This window comes from Clostridium sp. Marseille-P3244 (assembly GCF_900120155.1).
Classification (GTDB): domain Bacteria; phylum Bacillota; class Clostridia; order Lachnospirales; family Lachnospiraceae; genus Mediterraneibacter.
Genome location: NZ_LT635549.1, coordinates 49,344 through 68,957, shown reverse-complemented (window position 1 = coordinate 68,957; position 19,614 = coordinate 49,344). Strand labels below are relative to the sequence as shown.

Here is a 19,614-nt window from a genome sequence, read left to right as displayed (position 1 = left end):
ATAATAGGCACAACAGATGACAGCGAAAAGGGAGACAGGATATGTATCTGGCGGCATTGTGCGATGATGAGAAACTGGAACTGGATAAAATGGAAGCGATGCTAAGGACGTACTGTGAGAGCCGTCCTGACACCGCTGTCCTGACACAGCGGTTTGAGAGCGCGGAGGAATTGCTCTGCGCAGTAGAAAAAGAGGATTACCGTCCGGATCTGATCCTGATGGATATTTATATGCCGGGAAAGTCTGGAACAGAGGCGGCCCGGGAACTGAGGGAATTGGGAAGCGGGGCCGGGGTCATTTTTCTGACCACTTCGAAAGAACATGCGCTGGAGGCGTTTCAGGTAGAGGCGGTCCAGTATCTGGTAAAGCCCGTTACAGAGCAGGAATTATTTCCTGTTCTGGAAAGGCTCTGGGATGTGATTGACAAAGAAAAGAAAAAATATTTTCTGTTCAAAACGGAAGGCGGGATCCGCAGGGTGTCGCCCCAGAGTATTGTCTTCTGTGAAGCCCAGAAAAAATATCAGATCATCTATCTGACGGACGGGACGCAGCTTCGGCTCCATATGACGATGACAGCTTTATACGGGGAACTTTCAGACTGTTCTGAATTTGTCAGAGTGGGAGCTACGTATATCGTAAACCTGATGCACGTAGAGAACCTGAATGCCCGCCAGATACAGATGGCGGGACAGCGAATCATCTATCTTCCGAGGGGATCATATAAACCCCTTCGGGAGCAGTATTTCCGCTATTATTGTGAAGAAGAGTGACGGTTCTTCCGCTCAGGAGAAATCGGAATCCGGACAGGAAAGGAAGATATTGATATGTATATCGGAATCTCTATTGTATATCTGCTCCATTCTGCAGCTGTGTTTCTGCTCTGCCGTTCCCGGTTCAGCCGGAAGAAGACGCTGCTGATCTGCGGAGGCATGGCGGCCGCGCAGATCATAATCTTGTTTAGCCTTCCTTCGCCCGACAGGAGTGCAGCCTGGGCATATCCGCTGTTTGGCCTGGCATTTGTAGTTATGATGGCAAACTGTCTTATTGTATCCTCAGAACCGCCCGCGCAGTCCCTGTTTGTAGCAATGACGTATTCACAGGTATTTCTGGTCCTGATCTTTCTGTCCAATCTGATCTCGAAGTTTTGTTTTGGTTCAGACCTCGACGCAACGATGTGGATCCGCACGTTCCTGCACATCGCGTTTCTTATTTTGTATGTCGCGCTGTTTAAAAAGAAAGTGGATGACATCAAGGCGCGGATCACGGAGGGCTGGCTGCCGATGTGCCTGCTGTCCGTTCTGTATACCGGATTTATCGGCTATCTCAGCATGAGGGCGCAGGTGAACCGGCTTGGCCAGACAGAGATGGTGCTGTTTGTGCTTCTGCTGGCCGTGATGATCACAGGATATGGAGTCATCTTCCATACGATCCATTACATGAAGGAAGCCTTTCTGAACAGAGAGATCGAACAGCATGAAAAGATCCTGGAACAAAAGCTGGAAATCATGCGGGAATCTGAGCGGGAAGCAAAACGTCTCCGGCATGATCTCCGGCATCACATGATAAATATAGCGGAATATGCGAGAAAGGGAGAAAACGCGGCTCTGCTTTCTTATCTCGAAGAATACGGCGCGGATATAGAGGGGACAGAGTCGAACCATCTGTGCGCGAATCAGACGGTTGACAATATACTGACAGTGTATGCCCGCCGGGCAGATCAGAATGAGATCGAGGCAGATTTTGACGTGAAGACAGACAAAGAAATCGGCATCCGTGACGTAGATCTGGTGGCGATCCTGGCCAATCTTATGGAGAACGCCATAAACGGCTGCCTTAATTCTGGGAAAAGCCGGATGTATCTGCATGTGAAGATCCGCACAAAAGAACAGAAGCTTTCTTTTCTTGTGGAAAATACATGTGCGGATCAGACGGATACGGGGGATGGATCCGGTCAAAAATCCCCCCGCCGGGGAATCGGTCTTTCCAGTGTGATGAAAAGCGTAGAAAAATATGGAGGAGACGCGGATTTTAGAAATGAGAAGGGCAGGTTCATCTGCAGGATCATTCTGAACCTGCCCAGGAGATCATCTGCTGAGGAACTGCCGTAAAACGGATTACAGCAGCATCGTTTTCCCTTCCCCGCAGAGTTTTTCAAAATCTGAGGTAAAATCCTCGACAGCCCGGTCCACATCCGCGCAGCGAAGAAGTCCGTCAATCACGTCCGGAGCAGCGGTGACCGCGCCAATGCCATACCGGACCAGTTCAAGAATCTGCTGAGAGTTTTTGAAGCTTGCGGCCAGGACCTGGGTTTTCAGACCGTTCATCCTGAAAATGTCATGAATAGTCTGGGCGGTCCGGATCCCGTCCGCCCCAAGGTTATCGATCCGGTTTACATAAGGGGCTACATAGTCGGCTCCTGCTTTGCCTGCCAGGAAAGCCTGCATAGGTGTGTAGACTGCTGTGGCTGTGACCGCGATCCCTTCTCCGGACAACAGTCCGATCGCCTTGATGCCCTCCGGTACGGCAGGCACTTTTACATAGGTGCCGTCTCCCAGCTCCCGGACGATGCTGCGCCCCTCTGAAACCATATCCTCTGCTTTGCGGGAAATGACCTGAACATGGAGTTCCTCTCCGGGTCCGATAAATTTTCGGATTTCTTTCAGAACCTCATAAGGTTTTCTTCCTGTTTTTGCGAGAATAGACGGATTGGTTGTTACACCGTCCACCGGATAGTAATTGTAGATCTTTCTGATCTTATCCAGGTCTGCATTATCAATTAGAAATTTCATAGTCTGCCTCCTAACAATCAAGTGCGCTGCGATAAAATTTTCGCTTGGTTATTTATTGTCAATAATGACCTGGATCGCCTTTCTTCTGTTCTTGTCAAATCCATCTGAATTTCTTACAACAACTCCCATATACAGAGTGTCGATGATCGCAAACTCAGCTGTCCTGCGGGCGATCTCCTCATGTCCCGGCGTATAGTCTGTGGTCGCCGTGAATATTTTGATATCCGAATATTTGACCAGCTCACAGCTGGGATAGTGGGTGATGCACAGAGTGGTCGCCCTGTTTTCTTTTGCAAGTCTCAGAGCGTCTACCACCAGTTTTGTCTCTCCGGAAAAGGAAATGCCGACGGCCAGATCGCCTTCCCTCAGCTGACCGGCAGATACAAGAGCCTGTGCTGTGTCGGTGTAGGTGGCGGCATTAAGCCCCAGCCGCTGAAATTTGGTGAAGGCGAAGTTGCATACGACCCAGGCATCGCCGATCCCGAAAAAAACAATGCGTTTCGCCTCGGCTACGGCTGAAATGGCCCGGTCGAAATCTTCATTGCAGAGAAACAGTGTATCCTGCAGGGTCTTCTCATACTGCCAGACAATTTTTTTAAAGATGGTATAGGCATCGTCTCCGCTTCGAATTTTATTGACACCGTTGTCATATGCGGTACTGCTGACATCCGAGAGCTGCTGTTTTAGTTCTTTCAGTCCGCTTAATCCCAGCTTACGGCAGAAACGCATAATGGAAGCGTCACTGCAGTCGGCATTTTTTGAATAGTCGGATAAAGTGTAGTTTATGACTTTCTCCGGCTCTTCCAGAGCAATGTCGGCCGCTCTTTTTTCAGATTTTGTCAGCGATGGGTACAAGAATTTGATCTTGACAAAAATTTCACTGCTTGTATTGTCCATACAGATCTCCTTTCCATAAACAATCCCCTGAAATTTTCCGGATTCCCCCCGGAAGGGTATTTTATAAAACGCTCATAATTTTAGCATTATTATAGCAAACTTTATTTCAGGAGAACACCGTGAAATACTTTTTAAACCGCATATGTGTTGAAAGTATTATAAAATAAAAAACAAACAAAATCAACATTTTTTATGTTTAAAAATGACAAAAAATTAACCGGATAAGATTTTAAAATAGCGTAAAATAGGGATAAATCAAAAATAAAACATTAAAAAGTTGTCAAAATATAAAATAATAATTGACAAAAAATAACGTCTGTAGTAAGATATCCACAACAGAAAACGCGTTTTTCCCGGAAGCGTACGGCCGGGGAGAAAATTTAATGGAGGTAAATTATGAAGAGAAAAATTTTATCAATGGTACTTGCAGTGTCAATGGTAGCGGCTATGGGATTAGCCGGATGCGGAAATAACAGCACAGACGACACAAATGCAGATTCTTCCGCCGAAACAGAAAATACAGAATCATCATCAGAATATAAACTGGTCTTCTCCGGATCTGACCTGGCGAACCCCTGGGTCGTCATGGTAAAAGACGGATTTGAAGCGGCCTGCGAAGACAACGGGATCGAGTGCGTGTCTCTGAACGCGGGAAGCGATGTGGAGCAGCAGGTGTCAGATATCGAGAACTCTATCGAAGGCGGATACAACGGGATCGTTTTTAACCCCATCGACGGGAACGCGCTTGAATCCGTGCTGAATCAGGCGACAGAAAAAGGGATTGCAAGTGTGACGGTAGCTCAGAAAGCGGACGCGGCGACGGCAGGCATCGAACTTGACGACTATGCGTATGGCCAGGTCATCGCTGAAAACGCGGTAGAGTGGATCAATGAGACTCTCGGAGGAAAGGGAAAAGTAGCCGTTCTTGCGGAGGATAATATTGAATCTTCTATCCGCAGAGGTGACGCTATTGTCGATACGATCGAAGAGCAGTGCCCGGATATGGAGATCGTGGCAAGGCAGCAGGGAAATACTCCTGAACAGGGCCTTTCCGTTGTTGAGACACTCCTTATCCAGCATCCGGACCTGAACGTGGTCATCGCCTGCAATGACTCCGGCGGAATCGGAGCTTACCAGGCATTTGAGAACGCCGGACTGGCTACAGAGGCGGACCGCGCGATCTTCTCCGGGGACAATACGACAGAAGCTGCAGAATACATCAAGATCCCGGACAGCATCTACCGTGGGACAGCAGATCTTTATCCGTATGAGAGCGGTTATCAGGCAGTGGAGATGATTCTTGAATATCTTAAGAACGGGCTGCCGGAAGAACACGAGAGTGTGACGCTCGACATGGGTCCTGTGACAAAAGAAGATCTGATGAATGAGGACAGCGAGTAAAACAGATAATCAGTGATCAAAACAAATCATGAAAGAATGAAGAAAGTGAATAAATTATGAGCGCAAGAAGTATTTTAAAGGTGAACCACATCTCAAAATATTACTCCGGTGTAAAGGCTCTGGATGATGTCAGCTTTGAAATACAGGAAGGCGAAATGCATGCTCTGTGCGGGGAGAATGGCGCCGGGAAATCTACATTGATTAAGATCCTGACCGGCGCCATCCGGCCCACAAGTGGAAATTTTGAATTTGACGGCGCGACCTATACGGAAATGAATCCAGGAAAGGCCATGGAGGCCGGGATAAGGGCGATCTATCAGGAGTTTACTCTTGTACCCTACCTCTCGGTGGCCGATAACCTGTTTTTCGGACGGGAGCCTGTCAAAGGAATTATAAGAGACAGAAAAAAGGCAGAAGAAGAGACGCGAAAACTCTGTGAATCCATCGGAATTTCCATTGATCCAAAGGCAAAAGTCGAATCGCTTGGAATCGCGCAGCAGCAGATCGTGGAAATTTTAAAGGCTGTGTCCAACAAGGCAAAATTTTTCATTATGGACGAGCCCACGGCGCCTTTGACTGTGAATGAGACGGAGACATTTTTCAAGATCATCCGTCAGCTGAAGGAAAACGGAGCGACGATCATCTTTATCTCCCACAGGCTGGAGGAAGTTTTTGAACTGTGTGACAGAGTGACTGTATTCTGTGACGGAAAGTTCGTTGTAACAAAAGATGTAAAAGACGTGGACCGGAAACAGCTTATCTCCTATATGGTAGGGCGTGAGCTGGCCGATACCTACCCGGAAGGGGACATGGCGTCGGAAGAAAACATACTGGAAGTGAAAGGGCTTACCAACTCAAAGCTCAAAGATGTAAGCTTTTACCTGAAAAAGGGAGAGGTGCTCGGATTTGGAGGTCTGGTAGGAGCGGGAAGGACGGAGATGGCCCGGGCTCTTTTCGGGGCGGATCCGGTCAAAAAAGGCGAGCTTATCCTGAAAGGAAAACCGTACAGCCCTAAAAATCCGTCAAATGCCCTTGCCCATGGGATCGGTCTGATCCCGGAAGACAGAAAGACCCAGGGACTGATCATGGAAATGTCAGTGGAGGGCAACACAACGATCAGCATACTGAAACAGATGGTTACGAACCATATTTCATTAAATAAGAAAAAAGAGCACGAGTGCAGCAGAAAATATATAGAAGAACTCAAGATCAAGACACCGTCGGCCGGCCAGCTGGTCAAAAATCTGTCCGGCGGAAACCAGCAGAAAGTCGTACTTGCGAAGATGATGGCGGCAGACTGTGATGTACTGATCTTTGACGAGCCGACCAGAGGGATCGACGTCGGCGCGAAACAGGAAATTTATACTTTGATGCGGGAAATTACCTCCAAGGGAAAGAGCATCATTATGATCAGCTCAGATATGCCGGAACTGATCGGCATGTCGGACCGGATCATCGTTATGAGCAACGGAAGTGTTTCCGGAGAACTGAACCGGGGAGAATTTGCCCAGGAAACGATTCTGGAATATGCGTCCAGTAAAGTCTGAATTGGAGGAAATGAACATGAAAAATAAAAATCAAAAGACAATAAATTATCTGTTGGATTACGGGATCGTAATCGTACTGATCGCTCTGTTTATCCTGTTCTCTCTGCTGTCTGACAGATTTCTGTCTTCCAGCACGATATTTACCATACTGAGACAGGTGGCCGTGACAGGTATTATTTCTGTTGGTATGACCTTTGTCATGCTGACAGGAGGGATCGATCTTTCCGTGGGCTCCGTAGCGGCGGTGGCAGGCGTTCTCGCCGCATGGCTGATGACATCAGGCGGACTGCCGACAGTGGCGGCATGTCTTCTGTGTCTTCTGGTGGGGGCGGTCTGCGGCCTGATCAACGGTATCTGCGTGACAATATTCCATATTCCGCCGTTGATCGCGACTCTTGGAAGTATGACCTCCCTCAGAGGAGCCGCGTACCTGTTGTCAAACGGAAGTCCGATCTACGGGTTTGATCCGAATATAAAAAACTTTTCTCAGGGAAGCATCGCCGGGATACCCTATCCGGTCATCCTGATGCTTGTGATCTTTATCATCGGAGCGTTTGTTCTCTTCTGTACCAGGACCGGACGTTATATTTACGGAGTCGGCGGCAACGAGGAAGCCAGCAGGCTGTCCGGAGTAAAAGTGGTAAAGACGAAGATCATTGTATATGTTGTCAGCGGTTTTCTGGCAGCTGTAGCGGGCCTTGTGCTTCTTTCCAGGACAAACAGCGGACAGCCTTCTGCCGCGGACGGCGCGGAGATGGACGCTATTACGGCGGTCGTTCTGGGTGGTGTCAGCATGAACGGAGGCAAGGGAAATATCTGGCTTGTGATCGTCGGAGTCGTGATCATGGGAACTCTGACTACGGGAATGGTCATGAACAACATCAATGACTACGCGCAGCAGGTGATCAAGGGACTTGTTTTGATCGCGGCAGTCGCGTTTGACAGTTTTTCACAGCGCGTTAAGGCGAAAAATGTAGTGGTTTAAGAAATGGGGTAATTCAATATGCTTGAACAATTAAAGACAGAAGTTCTTAAGGCCAACAAGCGCCTGCAGACAGAGAATCTGGTCGTGCTGACGTGGGGAAATGTCTCGGGCCGGGATCCGGAAACAGGGCTGATCGTGATCAAGGCAAGCGGAGTCCGGTATGACATCATGACCGAGGATGATCTTGTTGTTGTAGATCCGGAGGGAAATGTCGTGGAGGGAAAACTTCACCCGTCAACCGATCTCCCGACACATCTGGTACTGTACCGGAATTTTAAAAATATCCATGGGATCGTACATACCCATTCTACTTTCGCGGCTGTGTGGGCCCAGATCGGGGCCGGGATTCCCTGCTATGGAACGACCCATGCGGATTATTTCCCGGGCGTGATCCCGGTAACGCGGGAGCTGACACCGGATGAGGTCAAGGCGGATTATGAAAAAAGCACAGGGGAAGTTATTGTGGAGACCTTCCGGGACATTGATCCTGAGGTAATGCGGGCTGTTCTGGTGAAAGGCCATGGGCCGTTCGTATGGGGAAGTTCCGCTTCCGACGCGCTGCACAACGCCATCGTGCTGGAAAATGTGGCCAAGATGGATCTGTTTACAAAAATGGCGGCGGATTCCGGAACGAAGGAACTGGGAAGCGCTCAGCTGAAAAAGCATTATGACAGAAAATTCGGAGAGGACGCTTACTACGGACAGGAATAGAGGTATGGAAATGATCAATATAGAGACAATAATCAAAAATGTGATCACTGCGGAGAGCAGAGCTGTTATGGATCAGCTGAACGTGATCGACATGGATGCCGCCGCGAAAGTGGTGGATCTGTTCTGTGACTGCCGTGGCAAGATCCTTGTCACAGGATGCGGTACTTCCGGAGCCGCGGCGAAAAAGATCGCCCATACACTCTGTTGTATCGACCGTCCGGCTGTCTATCTCAATCCGGCAGACGCGCCCCATGGCGGTCTGGGCGTAGTCGCGGCGGGAGACGTGGCGGTGTTTCTGTCAAAGGGAGGCGCTACGCCGGAACTGGTCCGGCTGGCACGCATTTGTAATGAGAGAGGCGCGGCGACGGTAGCAGTGTCAGAGAAGGATGGAACACCTCTGACCGATGTGTGCGGCATCTGGCTGAAAGTCAGGGTAGACAGAGAGCCGGATGAATTCAATATGCTGGCTACTGCCAGCACACTGTCCGTCATCTCTGTGATGGATGCCATCGCTGTATGCGTGATGCAGAAGACCGGGTTCTCCAGAGAAGATTTCGCCATGATCCATCCGGGCGGAGCGGTCGGAGAAAAATTATCAGAAGAGACGGATGTTATAAAATTTGGAGAGAAGAAAGGAGCTTGAGATATTATGGCAGACAAGAGACGACGTTTGAGATACGGAATGGTAGGGGGAGGCTCGCAGGGCAGTGTGGGAGTGATCCACAGGAATGCTCTTCGCCTGAACAATGACGCGGATCTGGTGGCAGGATCCTTCTCTCATGACTTTGAAAAGTCAAAAACAGTGGGAGCAGAGCTTGGTGTAAATCCGGACAGGATCTACCGGTCCCATGAGGAAATGGCCGAAGCAGAAGCAGCCAGAGAGGACGGTATTGATTTTGTCGTGATCTGTACCCCCAACTGTTTCCACTATCCGGCGGCGAAGGCTTTTCTGGAGAAGGGGATCCATGTGGCATGTGACAAACCTCTGTGCCTGACCCCGGAGGAAGCTGAAGATCTGAAGAAGACAGCTGAGAAGACAAAGACACTTTTCTGTCTGACCCATACGTTTACCGGCCATCTGATGTCCCGGGAGGCAAGGGCGCTGTACAGGAAAGGAGTTATCGGAGATCTGCGGACGGTCGTGGTTGAGTATCCCCAGGACTGGCTCGTAGACGCGCTTGAGAAAGAGACAGAAGATGAAAAGACATGGCGTTCGATCCCGGAAATGTCTGGAAGAGGAGCGTCCATTGGAGATATCGGGTCCCACATGCAGAACTGGGTGGAGTTTGTAACGGGACTGAAGATCGATAAAGTACTGGCTAATCTGGAAGCGGTCGGCGCCGGCACCATGCTGGACAACAACTTCCAGGTAATCGTAAAATATGAGAACGGGGCATCCGGGTTCTTCTGGGGATCCCAGGTGGCTGTAGGATATGACAATGCCTTTAAAGTCATGCTTCTGGGCGAGAAGGGATCCATGGAATTCTGGCAGGAGGACAACAACTATCTGATTCTCCGGCCGAGAAACAAACCAATGGAGAGAATTTCCAGAGGAAGTACTTACTGTACGGAAGAATCACTGAAATATGTCCGGACACCCAAGGGACATCCGGAGGGACTGACAGAGGCGTTCGGCAATATCTACCGTTCCTTCTGCGACGCGATCTACGATAAAATGGACGGAAAAGAGATCAACGAGGACGATTATGGTTATCCGACGATCGACATGGGCGTAGACGGAGTGAAATTCTTCAATGCCTGTGTAGACAGCCAGGAACAGGGCAATGTGTGGGTAAAAGTGAACTAGTCTGATCTTGGGCGGTCTGCTGCGGGAAACAGCGGGCCGCTTTGCCCGTTCAGGAGTCTTTTTGTGGAAGAACGGGCTATATTTCGGAAAGCATTTCAGTGGAGGAAAGAGATTTTGGGACAGACGGAAGAGAGAAGACAGGCAAGATTAAAAGAAGTGATACAGGACGAGGGAAACGCGATCCTGAAAATGGCCGGGGAGATTGACTATTCTGTATTGTGCCGGATCACAGAACTGCTCTGTTCGGTGAAGAAGAACAGTAAGAAGGTGATCCTGGCCGGATGTGGCACCGCGGGGATGGCGGCCAGGCGGGTTGCCCACACGCTGTGTGTCGTAGAGATTCCCGCATTTTTCCTATCACCTGCGGATTCGGTCCACGGCGGAATGGGAGCCATGCAGCAGGGAGATATCCTGATCCTCTTCAGCAAGAGCGGGAACACACAGGAAATATTAAATTATCTGACCGCGGCACATAAAAAGGGCCTGACAGTTATCGGGGTGACAGAAAACGAGGACTCCCGGCTTGGGAAGGAAAGTGATATTGTTCTCCGGATTGATATCGGTAAAGAACCGGATGAATGGGGGATCATTTCCTCGGCCAGCACGCTGGCGTTTATTTCGGCATTTGACGCGGCAGCATTTCTTGCCATGGAAGAGACAGGGTATACAAAGGAAGAGTTTTATCTGATCCATACCGGCGGCGGGGTCGGTGATATTCTTCGAAGTGAAGGTGTGATGTTATGAACGAGAAAAAGTATGAGATAGAACACGGAAGAACCGTTCTGGGAATCGAGTTGGGGTCAACACGCATAAAATCGGTACTCACGGATCTTGAGACGAACGTCCTTGCCGTGGGAAGTTTTGAATGGGAAAATCAGATCCTGGACGGGATATGGACTTATTCTCTTGAGGATGTCTGGAAGGGACTTCAGGGGAGCTATCAGAATCTGAAAGAACAGGTGAAAGGTCAGTACGGGGCGGAACTTACGAAAATCGGAGCCATCGGGATCAGCGCCATGCAGCACGGATACATGGTGTTCGACAGAGCGGAAAATCAGCTGGTACCGTTCCGGACATGGAGAAATACGATCACAAAGGAAGCATCGGAGGAGCTTATGGAGCTGTTCCATTATCCGATCCCCCAGCGGTGGAGTATCGCCCACCTGTATCAGGCTGTCTTAAATGAGGAGCCCCATGTGCCCCGGATCGCGTTTATGACCACGCTGGCGGGGTACGTGCACTGGAAGCTGACGGGCCGGAAGGCAGTGGGGCTTAACGAAGCGTCCGGAATGTTCCCCATTGATCTGAAGACCCGGAAGTTTAACAGTACGATGATCGGTAAGTTCCAGGAAGCAATCCGGGGAAAAGGGTATCCGTGGAAACTGGGAGATATTCTTCCGGAGATCGTAGACGTGGGAGAAAATGCCGGGGAACTGACAGAAAAAGGAGCCAGACTTCTTGATCCGTCCGGTACACTGGAGGCGGGAATTCCTTTCTGTCCGCCGGAAGGTGACGGGGGAACGGGAATGGTGGCGACCAACAGCATCAGGCCCTGCACTGGAAATATTTCCTCAGGAACTTCTGTCTTCGCCATGCTGGTTCTGGAAAAAGAGCTGAGCAGAGTATACCCGGAGATCGACCAGGTGGTGACTCCGGACGGCCATCTGGTAGCAATGGTACACTGCAATAATCTGACCTCCGACCTGAATTCCTGGATCGGGCTTTTCCGGGAGTTTGCCGAAGCCGCGGGACTGCAGATAAAAAGAGAGGATATTTTCCGGATCCTGTATAACAAGGCAATGGAAGGAGAGCCCGACGGCGGGGGCATGCTGGCTTACAACTATCTGTCCGGAGAACATATCACCGGGCTGGAAGACGGCAGGCCGATGTTTATCCGCACTCCGGAAAGCCGGTTTGATCTGGCCAATTTTATGAAGACGAATCTGTATGCTTCGCTGGGAACCATTAAAATCGGGATGGATATCCTGGCGGCAGAAGGCGTAAAAGTAGATGTTATCGTCGGGCACGGCGGATTCTTCAAGACGAAAGGGACCACTCAGAAGATCATGGCGGATGCCCTGGAGGTGCCCGTAAAAGTCATGGCCACCGCAGGCGAAGGAGGTGCCTGGGGGATTGCGGTCCTGGCGTCCTATATGATCTGCCGGGAGCTGGGGGAGACGCTGGCAGATTATCTGGAGCAGAAAGTCTTCCGGGGAGCGGAAGGAACCGTGATACAACCGGATGGCGGAGAAAGCAGGGGATTTTGTACTTTTATGGAAAGATTCCGGGCGGGGCTGGATATTGAAAGGACCGCTGTCGAAAAAATAAAAACAGAATAAGAATGGGTGCTTGACAGAGATGTCCCTTCCGGTCAGAATGAGAGACAGAGATCATTCCGGGAGGGACATTTTATGTGTACATGTATTACTTTTGAAAACGGAGACTTTTATTTTGGAAGGAACCTGGATCTGGAGTATTCCTTTGGAGAGCAGATCGTCGTGACTCCCAGGAATTTCCATCTTCAATTCCGCCATGCTCCGGATCAGGCGGCCCATTACGCGATGATCGGGATGGCGTCATCGGCCGGTATGACAACCGCCGGAAAAAAGAGCGGCGGGGGGACTTCCCCGTTTCCGCTCTATGCAGAGGCGGTCAATGAGAAAGGGCTGTGCATGGCGGGACTGAACTTTCCCGGCAGCGCCTGTTACAGGAAGCCGGCAGAGGGCGGCAGGAATCTGGCTTCCTTTGAGCTGATCCCGTGGATCCTGGGAACCTGTGGCACGGTCCGTGAGGCACAGGAACAGCTTCGGACACTCAATATTACGGATGACGCCTTTTCGGCGGATATGCCTCCGGCTCCGCTGCACTGGATGCTGGCGGATCGGGAACAGTGCCTGGTTCTGGAACAGATGGAAGGAGGACTTAAGATCTATGAAAATCCGGTCGGTGTGCTGACCAATAATCCGCCTTTTGAATATCATTCTACTAATTTGAACAACTATCTGAATCTTACTTCCGGACCTCCTGTCCCGCGGTTTGCCGGGGGCCGGGATCCGGAGACGGAAATGGAAAAGAAGACGCTTCGGCTTGCGCCGTACTCCCAGGGAATGGGAGCCCTGGGGCTTCCGGGGGATCCCTCTTCTGCTTCCCGGTTTATCCGGGCCGCGTTCCTGAAGTGGAATTCCGTGTGCGCTCAGGATGAGATGTCCAATGTATCCCAGTTTTTCCACATTCTGGATGGTGTGGCCATGACGAGGGGATCTGTGTATACAGAGGAGGGCAGGTGTGACATAACAGTCTATTCCTGCTGTGTCAATGTCCGCACCGGAGTATATTATTACAGGACGTACGAGAACAGTCAGATCAATGCGGTAAGACTGGAGAATGCCGGTACGGATGGAAAAAAACTGATCGGATATGGGCTGGAAACAGAACAGAATATAAAGTGGCAGAACGAATCAGTTGAAAAAGAAAAATGCATGGAGTACAATTTAAATCAGACAGGACCATCGGGCGGGAACGGCAGGCCGAAGAAGGAGACTTAGGTGGAGCCCCGGCGGTATCCCTGAAAAAAGAGATTCAGGAGATTGTATTGATATGCAGACCATAGGGAGTATTGAAACGTGTTATCCGACTTTTACCAAGTCGGAAAGGAAGGTGGCGGACTATATTCTGGAACACAGGAAGGAAGGGATCGAGCATATTACTCTGGCAGAGTTTTCTTCGATGCTGGGAGTAGGAGAGGCCACGATCGTCCGCTTCTGCAGGAAGATCGATCTGAAAGGCTTCCAGGAGCTGAAGTTTACTCTGGCGGTGGAAAGCACGGAGGCGAATGATCCTTCTGAGGGAAAACGGGAGGATATCAAGCGCAACCTGATCAACACCATTGAGATGACGGATGAGATGGTCTCTCAGAAACAGATCGATCTGGCGGTGGAGATGATCCGGAAAGCGGAGGATATCTATTTCTTCGGGATCGGGACCAGCGGATTGTCGGCGTCCATGGGTGAGGCAAGGCTGTTCCGTTTTGGAAAAAGGACAAAAGCAGTCACGGACTCTCACGTTCAGAGCATGCAGGCCAGCCTGTGTGACGAAAATTCACTGATCATCACGGTCTCTGTGTCCGGAGAGACGAAGGACCTGATAGAAGCGGTGTCGCTGGCGAAGGAGGCGGGAGCCAGGATCATTGTCATAACCAACCACATCCATTCCACTCTGGCGAAATTGGGGGACTGCGTACTGATCAGTTATGGGAAGACGAATGTGGTAAACGCGGGGACATTTTCTACCATGGTCTCCCAGATGTTCCTTCTGGATCTGGTCATCAGCGGCTATGCCATCCGATATATTGATGATACTGCAAAACCGCGTGAGAAGATCGCCCGTTCTGTTATGAATAAGATTAACGACTGATTCAGACTTTCAGCGTAAAAAGACTGTTACACCTGACGAATTTCGTCGGCGGGACAGTCTTTTTTTGTGCAAAAAAGATAGAAAAAATTGATTTTATGTATTTACATGATGGCTAAAGTATGCTATTATGCAGATGTGGAGCAAATTTCATAAAGTTTTAAAAAAGTGGAGTAAAATCCAAAAAGTGGAAAGCGGTGAGCCTGTGAACGAGATATCATATCAGTTAAACGTAAATGATTATAGTTCTTATCTGACCTTCCAGAAAGCACAGACAGTTTCTGTCAAGAGGCAGAAGGCAGTGGTCCGATGGCTTGTCTGCATAATCGTCCTGGGCGGGGCGATTCTATTCCGGCTGGATCAGAAGATGGCTCAGATTATTCTGGTCCTTAGCGTCTGTATCGTGTGGCTGATATTCAGCGGGCTGTTCATGGACGGCATCCTGAAACGGCAGATTTTAAGAAAGCTGAAAAAGGAGGGCCGGTCCTATGAGAAGATCCATCTCAGTTTTGATGACAGCCAGATCCGGTACGAGAGCAGAGGGAGGGAAAAAACATATCCATATGAGCTGGTAACACACTGCATCCAGTTCCAGAGGCTGCTGATACTCACTCTGAAGACAAAAGAGGTCCTTATTATACCAAAAAGAATCTTTCCTGACAAGGACAGCTGGCGTCGTTTTTACGTATCAGTAATGGAGAACTGTATGCAAAGAAAGACGAAGGAGGAGAGACATGATCAATGAAGTATTTGAAACAGGCATTTCTGTCGTGAAAAAGATTCAGGAGACACAGAGTGAAGCCCTGGACACCGCGGCAAAAATGATCGCAGACTGTTTTGTGGGAGAGCATACGTTTTTTGTCAGCGGCAGCGGACATTCCCATACAGTGTCTGAGGAATTCTACGGAAGAGCCGGCGGACTGGCTTTTGTGAAACCGATCCTTACCACGGAGCTGACGTTGAACGAGCATCCGACAAAGAGTTCTTTTATTGAGCGTCTGAGCGGATATGCAGAGATCCTGGCGGAACTTTATCATATTCAGGAAGATGATGTAGTGTTGATCGCGTCAAATTCCGGACGAAATGCTTATCCTATTGAGCTGGCCCTGGAGGCGAAAAAAAGAGGTGCCAAGGTCATCGGTATCACAAGTGTGGCCCACTCCAACGCGACTACATCCCGGCACGCCAGTGGGAAGCATCTTCTGGATATTGCGGATGTGGTGATCGACAACTGTGGAGTTCCCGGAGACTGCGCGTTAAAAATGGAAGGACTGGACACGGCTGTCTGTCCTACTTCATCCATGGCAAACGCTTTTATCGTACAGGCTATCAGTGTACAGTGCGCAGAATACATCATGGAAGCAGGGAAAAAGCCCCCTGTGTTTGTCAGCCTGAACAGCGAGGGCACAGAACATGTGAACGATGAATATTTTGCGAAGTATACCCGGCAGTATTAGGAGAATTATATGAAGAAACAGGAACTATTAGACGGATTAAAAGGAAAACTGGTGGTCTCATGCCAGGCCTATGAAGATAACCCTCTGTATGGGACTGAAAATATGGAGACGCTGGCCAGATGTGTACTGAAAGGCGGCGCGGAAGGCCTGAGAGCATGCTGGCCGGAAGCGATCCAGGAGATAAGAAAGCTGACAGATGTACCGCTGATCGGCATCAATAAAGTGATAGATGGAGATAATTTTGACATGTATCACTCTGTATTTATCACTCCCACTTATGAATCGGCAAAAGCAGTTATAGAGGCCGGGTGCGATATTGTGGCGCTGGACGGGACCCTGCGGGAAAGACCCGGCGGAGAGAAACTGGAGGATATTGTAAAACGGCTGAAGGAAGAGTTCCCGGAGGTGCCGCTTATGGCAGATCTGGCAACTCTGGAAGAAGGAGTCGCATGTGCGGAAATGGGGTTCGATATCATCTCCTCTACTCTCAGCGGCTATACAGCAGAAACAAAGGAGAAGAGTGGTCTGGAGCCGGATTACCAGTTGATCAGAGACCTTAAGGAGCATACGGGATGTTTCGTAAATGGAGAGGGGAGGATCTGGAATCTGGAACAGCTGAACCGTGTCTGGGAATGCGGCGCGGATATGGTAACCATCGGAAGCGCGATCACGAATCCGATGAAGACGACCCGGTATCTGGTGGAAAACATGAAGAGAGGCAGGTGAGAGGATATGCCTGTAGATTTCGACAAAGTCATTGACCGCAAGGGAACTGAGTCCACAAAATGGGACAGGCTGCGGATGCAGTACCAGGATGAAGACCTTCTTCCGCTGTGGCTGGCGGATATGGATTTCCCAGTCAGTGACGCCATCAGAGAGGCACTGATCAGGAGAGCTTCTCATCCGATCTACGGATATACGGACAGAGGCAGGCAGTATTACAGACTATTTGCCGACCGGTTTCGGGAGCACCATGGTTTCGATGTAGAGGAAGAAGATGTCATCCTTTCAACGGGAGTGATGTACTCGGTCACGGCAGCGCTGAACCTTTTTACAGCGGAGGGAGACGGGATCATGATCTTTCGTCCCTGCTATCATCCGTTTGTGGACGCGGTGGAAAATACAGGCCGGATTCCGGTTTATGTGGATATGAAACATAAGGAGGACAGAGTTGTTCCGGATATGGAAGCGGCAGAAAGATACGCATCCCGCTGCAGGGCTCTGCTTCTGTGTAATCCACATAATCCTACCGGAAGGATTTTTGATGAAGAGGAACTTCAGGCAATCTCGGATCTGTGTGAAAGGCATCAGCTGCTGATCATATCTGATGAAATTCACAATGATTTTATTTACCCGGGACACCAGTTTTCCTCCATTATGATGGCCAGTTCCTACGCAAAGGAGAACACCATCTGCTGTGTCGCTCCTACAAAAGCATTTAACCTGGCAGGGATCAAGATTTCCGCAGTGTTTATCAAGAATACGAAGATGCGGGAACGCTTTCGGAAATACGCGGCGGTCATCGGGATCAGCAGTATCAATCTGTTTGCCATGGAGGCGGTGAAAGCAGCCTATTTAAGATCACAGGAGTGGCAGGAGAAACTGTTGGATTATCTGAAAGAGAACCGGGCCATTGTCACGCAGTTTGTGAAAGACAGACAGTGGGTAGAGGGATATGAGCCCGAGGGAACCTATTTTTACTGGCTGAGATTTTCCGGGGTCCCCGATATATATGAAAGACTGATAAAAGAGGCCCGTGTTGCTCTGAACAAAGGTACAGATTTTCATCCGGACGCAGAGGAATATGTTCGATTGAACTTTGCGTGCCCAAAGAAAATATTAAACGAAGCATTACTCAGGATTGATAGGATGATGCAGGAAAGGAGGACGATATGACAGGAGGGATCATTGTCACACATGCAGGATTTGCCGAGGGCCTGAAAGAAGCGGTCGAGATGATCGCGGGAAAGCAGGAAGATCTCGCGGCGATCGGCCTCAGAGAAGGAGATGGCATGGAGACGCTGATGGAGAAGATCCGGGAAGCTGCAAAGGCCATGTCTTGTAAAAAGATCTGGCTGTTCTGTGACATGTTCGGGGCTACCCCGTGCAATGCCGGATGCATGCTTGCTTCCCAGGAGGATTATGAAGTGATCACAGGAGTCAGCCTGCCGATATTGCTCGATTTTGTCATGAGCCGTACAGCGGCTGACGGGGAAGATCTTCGCGGCAGCATTGAGCAGACTGCCGGAGAAGCTTTCCGATGGATCACAAAAGAAGAATTGATATAGGGAAAACAGAAAGGAGGATATTATGGCAATTACAATTTTAAGATGCGACGATCGACTGATTCATGGGCAGTGTATCGTGAAAGTTCTGAATGATTACAAGATCGATCACATTATCCTGGTGGATCCGTTTACTGCTTCCAATCCTGTGATGAGTAACATTTATAAAATGTCGGTGCCGCCGACAGTGAAACTGGAAGCCCATGATGTGGATACAGCTGTGCCCGCAGTGGAGGCGTCAGCGGAGTCAGGCGACAGCACACTGGTGCTCGTGAAAGATCCGGTGGTAGCGTTAGAGCTGCAGAAAAGGACCGACAAACTTCCAAAGGCACTGAACATCGGACCCATGAGCAATCGGAGAGAGACCACAAAGGCAACTTTTTTCTCCTTCCTTCTTGACAGAGAGAAGGATGCCTGCAATGCATTGACGGACATGGGAGTTCGAGTCTACTTTCAGCAGGTGCCCGGGGAGAAAGAGATCGAGTGGAACGATGTGAAATAAATCCGGGATGAAATAAAAATAACATGAGATGAAGTGAAATAATTCAGAGAGGAGGACAATATGTCACTTATTCAAGCATTATTAATCGCACTTTTAGGATATCTTGGCTCTATTTACGGAACATTTCTTTTCGGTACGATCGGAGGCTGGAATGGAATCGGCCGTCCAATCGTAGCGGGAGCGATCATTGGACTCATTATGGGAGATGTGAAAAACGGAATTCTTATCGGTGCCGCTATCCAGGCGCTGTATGTGGGGCTGGTCACACCGGGAATGTCCGTTCCGGGCGACGTAAACTTTGCGTCCTATATCGGCATTCCGCTGGCTCTGGCAGCAAACGCCACACCGGAGTATGCGGTTGGCATCTCCGTACCTTTAAGCCTTATGGGTGTGGTCGCGATCTACGGTGTGGCTACTTTTAACGCAGTGTTCGTACACAAGCAGGAGAAATGGATCGCGGAGGGCAAATTAAAACAGGCTGCCCGCATTCCGATTTATGCCAATATTTCAGAATTTGTAGTCCGCTTTTTCCCGATCTTCCTGGCATGCTACTTCGGAGCTGACTATATTTCGGGAGTGATCGAGATGATACCCGAGTGGCTGGGAACAATCTTCCAGGTACTTGGAGGCATCCTTCCGGCAGTCGGATTTGGTCTGCTGATCAAGTTCACACTTAAGAAGAACATTGAGCTCTTATTTGTACTCGTAGGATTTATCCTGATGGCTGTCCTGAACATGCCGATCGTGCCGATTACGGTGATCGCGCTGTTTATCGCCTACATTGACTACAAAGGTACACAGAAAGCAGAGGAGGTAAACTAAC

General features: G+C 49.6%; 21 protein-coding genes. 19 read left to right on the top strand and 2 right to left on the bottom strand.

Annotation, left to right across the window (positions count from 1 at the left end; translation table 11 throughout):
* Positions 1–41 precede the first annotated feature (41 nt).
* On the top strand, positions 42–770 hold the full coding sequence (locus BQ7367_RS02110; protein WP_072523991.1) for a LytR/AlgR family response regulator transcription factor: 729 nt from the start codon (positions 42–44) through the stop codon (positions 768–770).
* A 54-nt stretch (positions 771–824) separates the two neighbouring features.
* Entirely contained in the window at positions 825–2,108 is a 1,284-nt protein-coding gene (locus BQ7367_RS02105; protein WP_072523990.1) for a sensor histidine kinase, read from the top strand.
* Between the two features lie 6 nt (positions 2,109–2,114).
* On the opposite strand, the gene BQ7367_RS02100 is transcribed toward BQ7367_RS02105, so the two are convergent.
* Both BQ7367_RS02100 and BQ7367_RS02095 read right to left on the bottom strand, forming a co-directional pair.
* Positions 2,115–2,789, bottom strand: coding sequence for a transaldolase family protein (locus BQ7367_RS02100; RefSeq protein WP_072523989.1), 675 nt, complete (start codon positions 2,787–2,789; stop codon positions 2,115–2,117).
* Between the two features lie 48 nt (positions 2,790–2,837).
* Positions 2,838–3,686 carry a MurR/RpiR family transcriptional regulator gene (locus tag BQ7367_RS02095; protein ID WP_072523988.1) on the bottom strand — a complete coding sequence of 283 codons (849 nt, stop codon included), beginning with the start codon at positions 3,684–3,686 and terminating at the stop codon, positions 2,838–2,840.
* 396 nt (positions 3,687–4,082) lie between these two features.
* Between BQ7367_RS02095 and BQ7367_RS02090 the strand changes: the two genes are divergently transcribed.
* The 17 genes from BQ7367_RS02090 to BQ7367_RS02010 all read left to right on the top strand — a co-directional run bounded on the left by BQ7367_RS02090 (position 4,083) and on the right by BQ7367_RS02010 (position 19,613).
* On the top strand, positions 4,083–5,087 hold the full coding sequence (locus tag BQ7367_RS02090; RefSeq protein ID WP_072523987.1) for a sugar ABC transporter substrate-binding protein: 1,005 nt from the start codon (positions 4,083–4,085) through the stop codon (positions 5,085–5,087).
* A gap of 56 nt (positions 5,088–5,143) precedes the next feature.
* Complete coding sequence (locus BQ7367_RS02085) at positions 5,144–6,634, top strand: sugar ABC transporter ATP-binding protein (protein ID WP_072523986.1); 1,491 nt, start codon at positions 5,144–5,146, stop codon at positions 6,632–6,634.
* A gap of 16 nt (positions 6,635–6,650) precedes the next feature.
* A complete protein-coding gene (locus tag BQ7367_RS02080; RefSeq protein ID WP_072523985.1) occupies positions 6,651–7,619 on the top strand; it encodes an ABC transporter permease in 969 nt (322 codons plus the stop codon).
* Positions 7,620–7,637: 18 nt separating this feature from the next.
* Entirely contained in the window at positions 7,638–8,330 is a 693-nt protein-coding gene (gene araD, locus BQ7367_RS02075) for an L-ribulose-5-phosphate 4-epimerase AraD (protein WP_072523984.1), read from the top strand.
* A complete protein-coding gene (locus BQ7367_RS02070; protein WP_083588849.1) occupies positions 8,287–8,973 on the top strand; it encodes a KpsF/GutQ family sugar-phosphate isomerase in 687 nt (228 codons plus the stop codon). The genes araD and BQ7367_RS02070 overlap by 44 nt, the downstream gene beginning before the upstream one ends.
* A 6-nt stretch (positions 8,974–8,979) precedes the next feature.
* Positions 8,980–10,137, top strand: a complete 1,158-nt coding sequence (locus BQ7367_RS02065; RefSeq protein ID WP_072523982.1) for a Gfo/Idh/MocA family protein — start codon at positions 8,980–8,982, stop codon at positions 10,135–10,137.
* 114 nt (positions 10,138–10,251) lie between these two features.
* Complete coding sequence (locus BQ7367_RS02060; protein ID WP_072526036.1) at positions 10,252–10,881, top strand: SIS domain-containing protein; 630 nt, start codon at positions 10,252–10,254, stop codon at positions 10,879–10,881.
* Positions 10,878–12,476, top strand: a complete 1,599-nt coding sequence (locus BQ7367_RS02055; protein WP_072523981.1) for a xylulokinase — start codon at positions 10,878–10,880, stop codon at positions 12,474–12,476. Before BQ7367_RS02060 ends, BQ7367_RS02055 begins: the two co-directional genes overlap by 4 nt.
* Positions 12,477–12,548: 72 nt before the next feature.
* Positions 12,549–13,682: a choloylglycine hydrolase gene (bsh, locus tag BQ7367_RS02050; RefSeq protein ID WP_072523980.1), complete on the top strand. Its 1,134-nt coding sequence runs from the start codon at positions 12,549–12,551 to the stop codon at positions 13,680–13,682.
* Positions 13,683–13,734: 52 nt separating this feature from the next.
* Positions 13,735–14,550 carry a MurR/RpiR family transcriptional regulator gene (locus BQ7367_RS02045; protein ID WP_072523979.1) on the top strand — a complete coding sequence of 272 codons (816 nt, stop codon included), beginning with the start codon at positions 13,735–13,737 and terminating at the stop codon, positions 14,548–14,550.
* 202 nt (positions 14,551–14,752) lie between these two features.
* Positions 14,753–15,292, top strand: coding sequence for a YcxB family protein (locus BQ7367_RS02040; RefSeq protein WP_159431611.1), 540 nt, complete (start codon positions 14,753–14,755; stop codon positions 15,290–15,292).
* The gene (locus tag BQ7367_RS02035; RefSeq protein WP_072523977.1) at positions 15,282–16,004 is read left to right on the top strand and encodes a sugar isomerase domain-containing protein; all 723 of its coding nucleotides are present in this window, start codon (positions 15,282–15,284) and stop codon (positions 16,002–16,004) included. Before BQ7367_RS02040 ends, BQ7367_RS02035 begins: the two co-directional genes overlap by 11 nt.
* Positions 16,005–16,013: 9 nt before the next feature.
* Positions 16,014–16,730, top strand: a complete 717-nt coding sequence (locus tag BQ7367_RS02030) for an N-acetylmannosamine-6-phosphate 2-epimerase (RefSeq protein ID WP_072523976.1) — start codon at positions 16,014–16,016, stop codon at positions 16,728–16,730.
* A 6-nt stretch (positions 16,731–16,736) separates the two neighbouring features.
* Positions 16,737–17,900 (top strand): MalY/PatB family protein, encoded by a 1,164-nt coding sequence (locus BQ7367_RS02025; RefSeq protein ID WP_072523975.1) that lies wholly within the window; start codon positions 16,737–16,739, stop codon positions 17,898–17,900.
* Positions 17,897–18,292, top strand: a complete 396-nt coding sequence (locus BQ7367_RS02020) for a PTS sugar transporter subunit IIA (protein WP_072523974.1) — start codon at positions 17,897–17,899, stop codon at positions 18,290–18,292. Before BQ7367_RS02025 ends, BQ7367_RS02020 begins: the two co-directional genes overlap by 4 nt.
* Positions 18,293–18,314: 22 nt before the next feature.
* Positions 18,315–18,791 carry a PTS sugar transporter subunit IIB gene (locus BQ7367_RS02015; RefSeq protein WP_072523973.1) on the top strand — a complete coding sequence of 159 codons (477 nt, stop codon included), beginning with the start codon at positions 18,315–18,317 and terminating at the stop codon, positions 18,789–18,791.
* A gap of 60 nt (positions 18,792–18,851) precedes the next feature.
* On the top strand, positions 18,852–19,613 hold the full coding sequence (locus BQ7367_RS02010) for a PTS mannose/fructose/sorbose/N-acetylgalactosamine transporter subunit IIC (RefSeq protein WP_072523972.1): 762 nt from the start codon (positions 18,852–18,854) through the stop codon (positions 19,611–19,613).
* The last annotated feature ends 1 nt before the right edge of the window (position 19,614 follow it).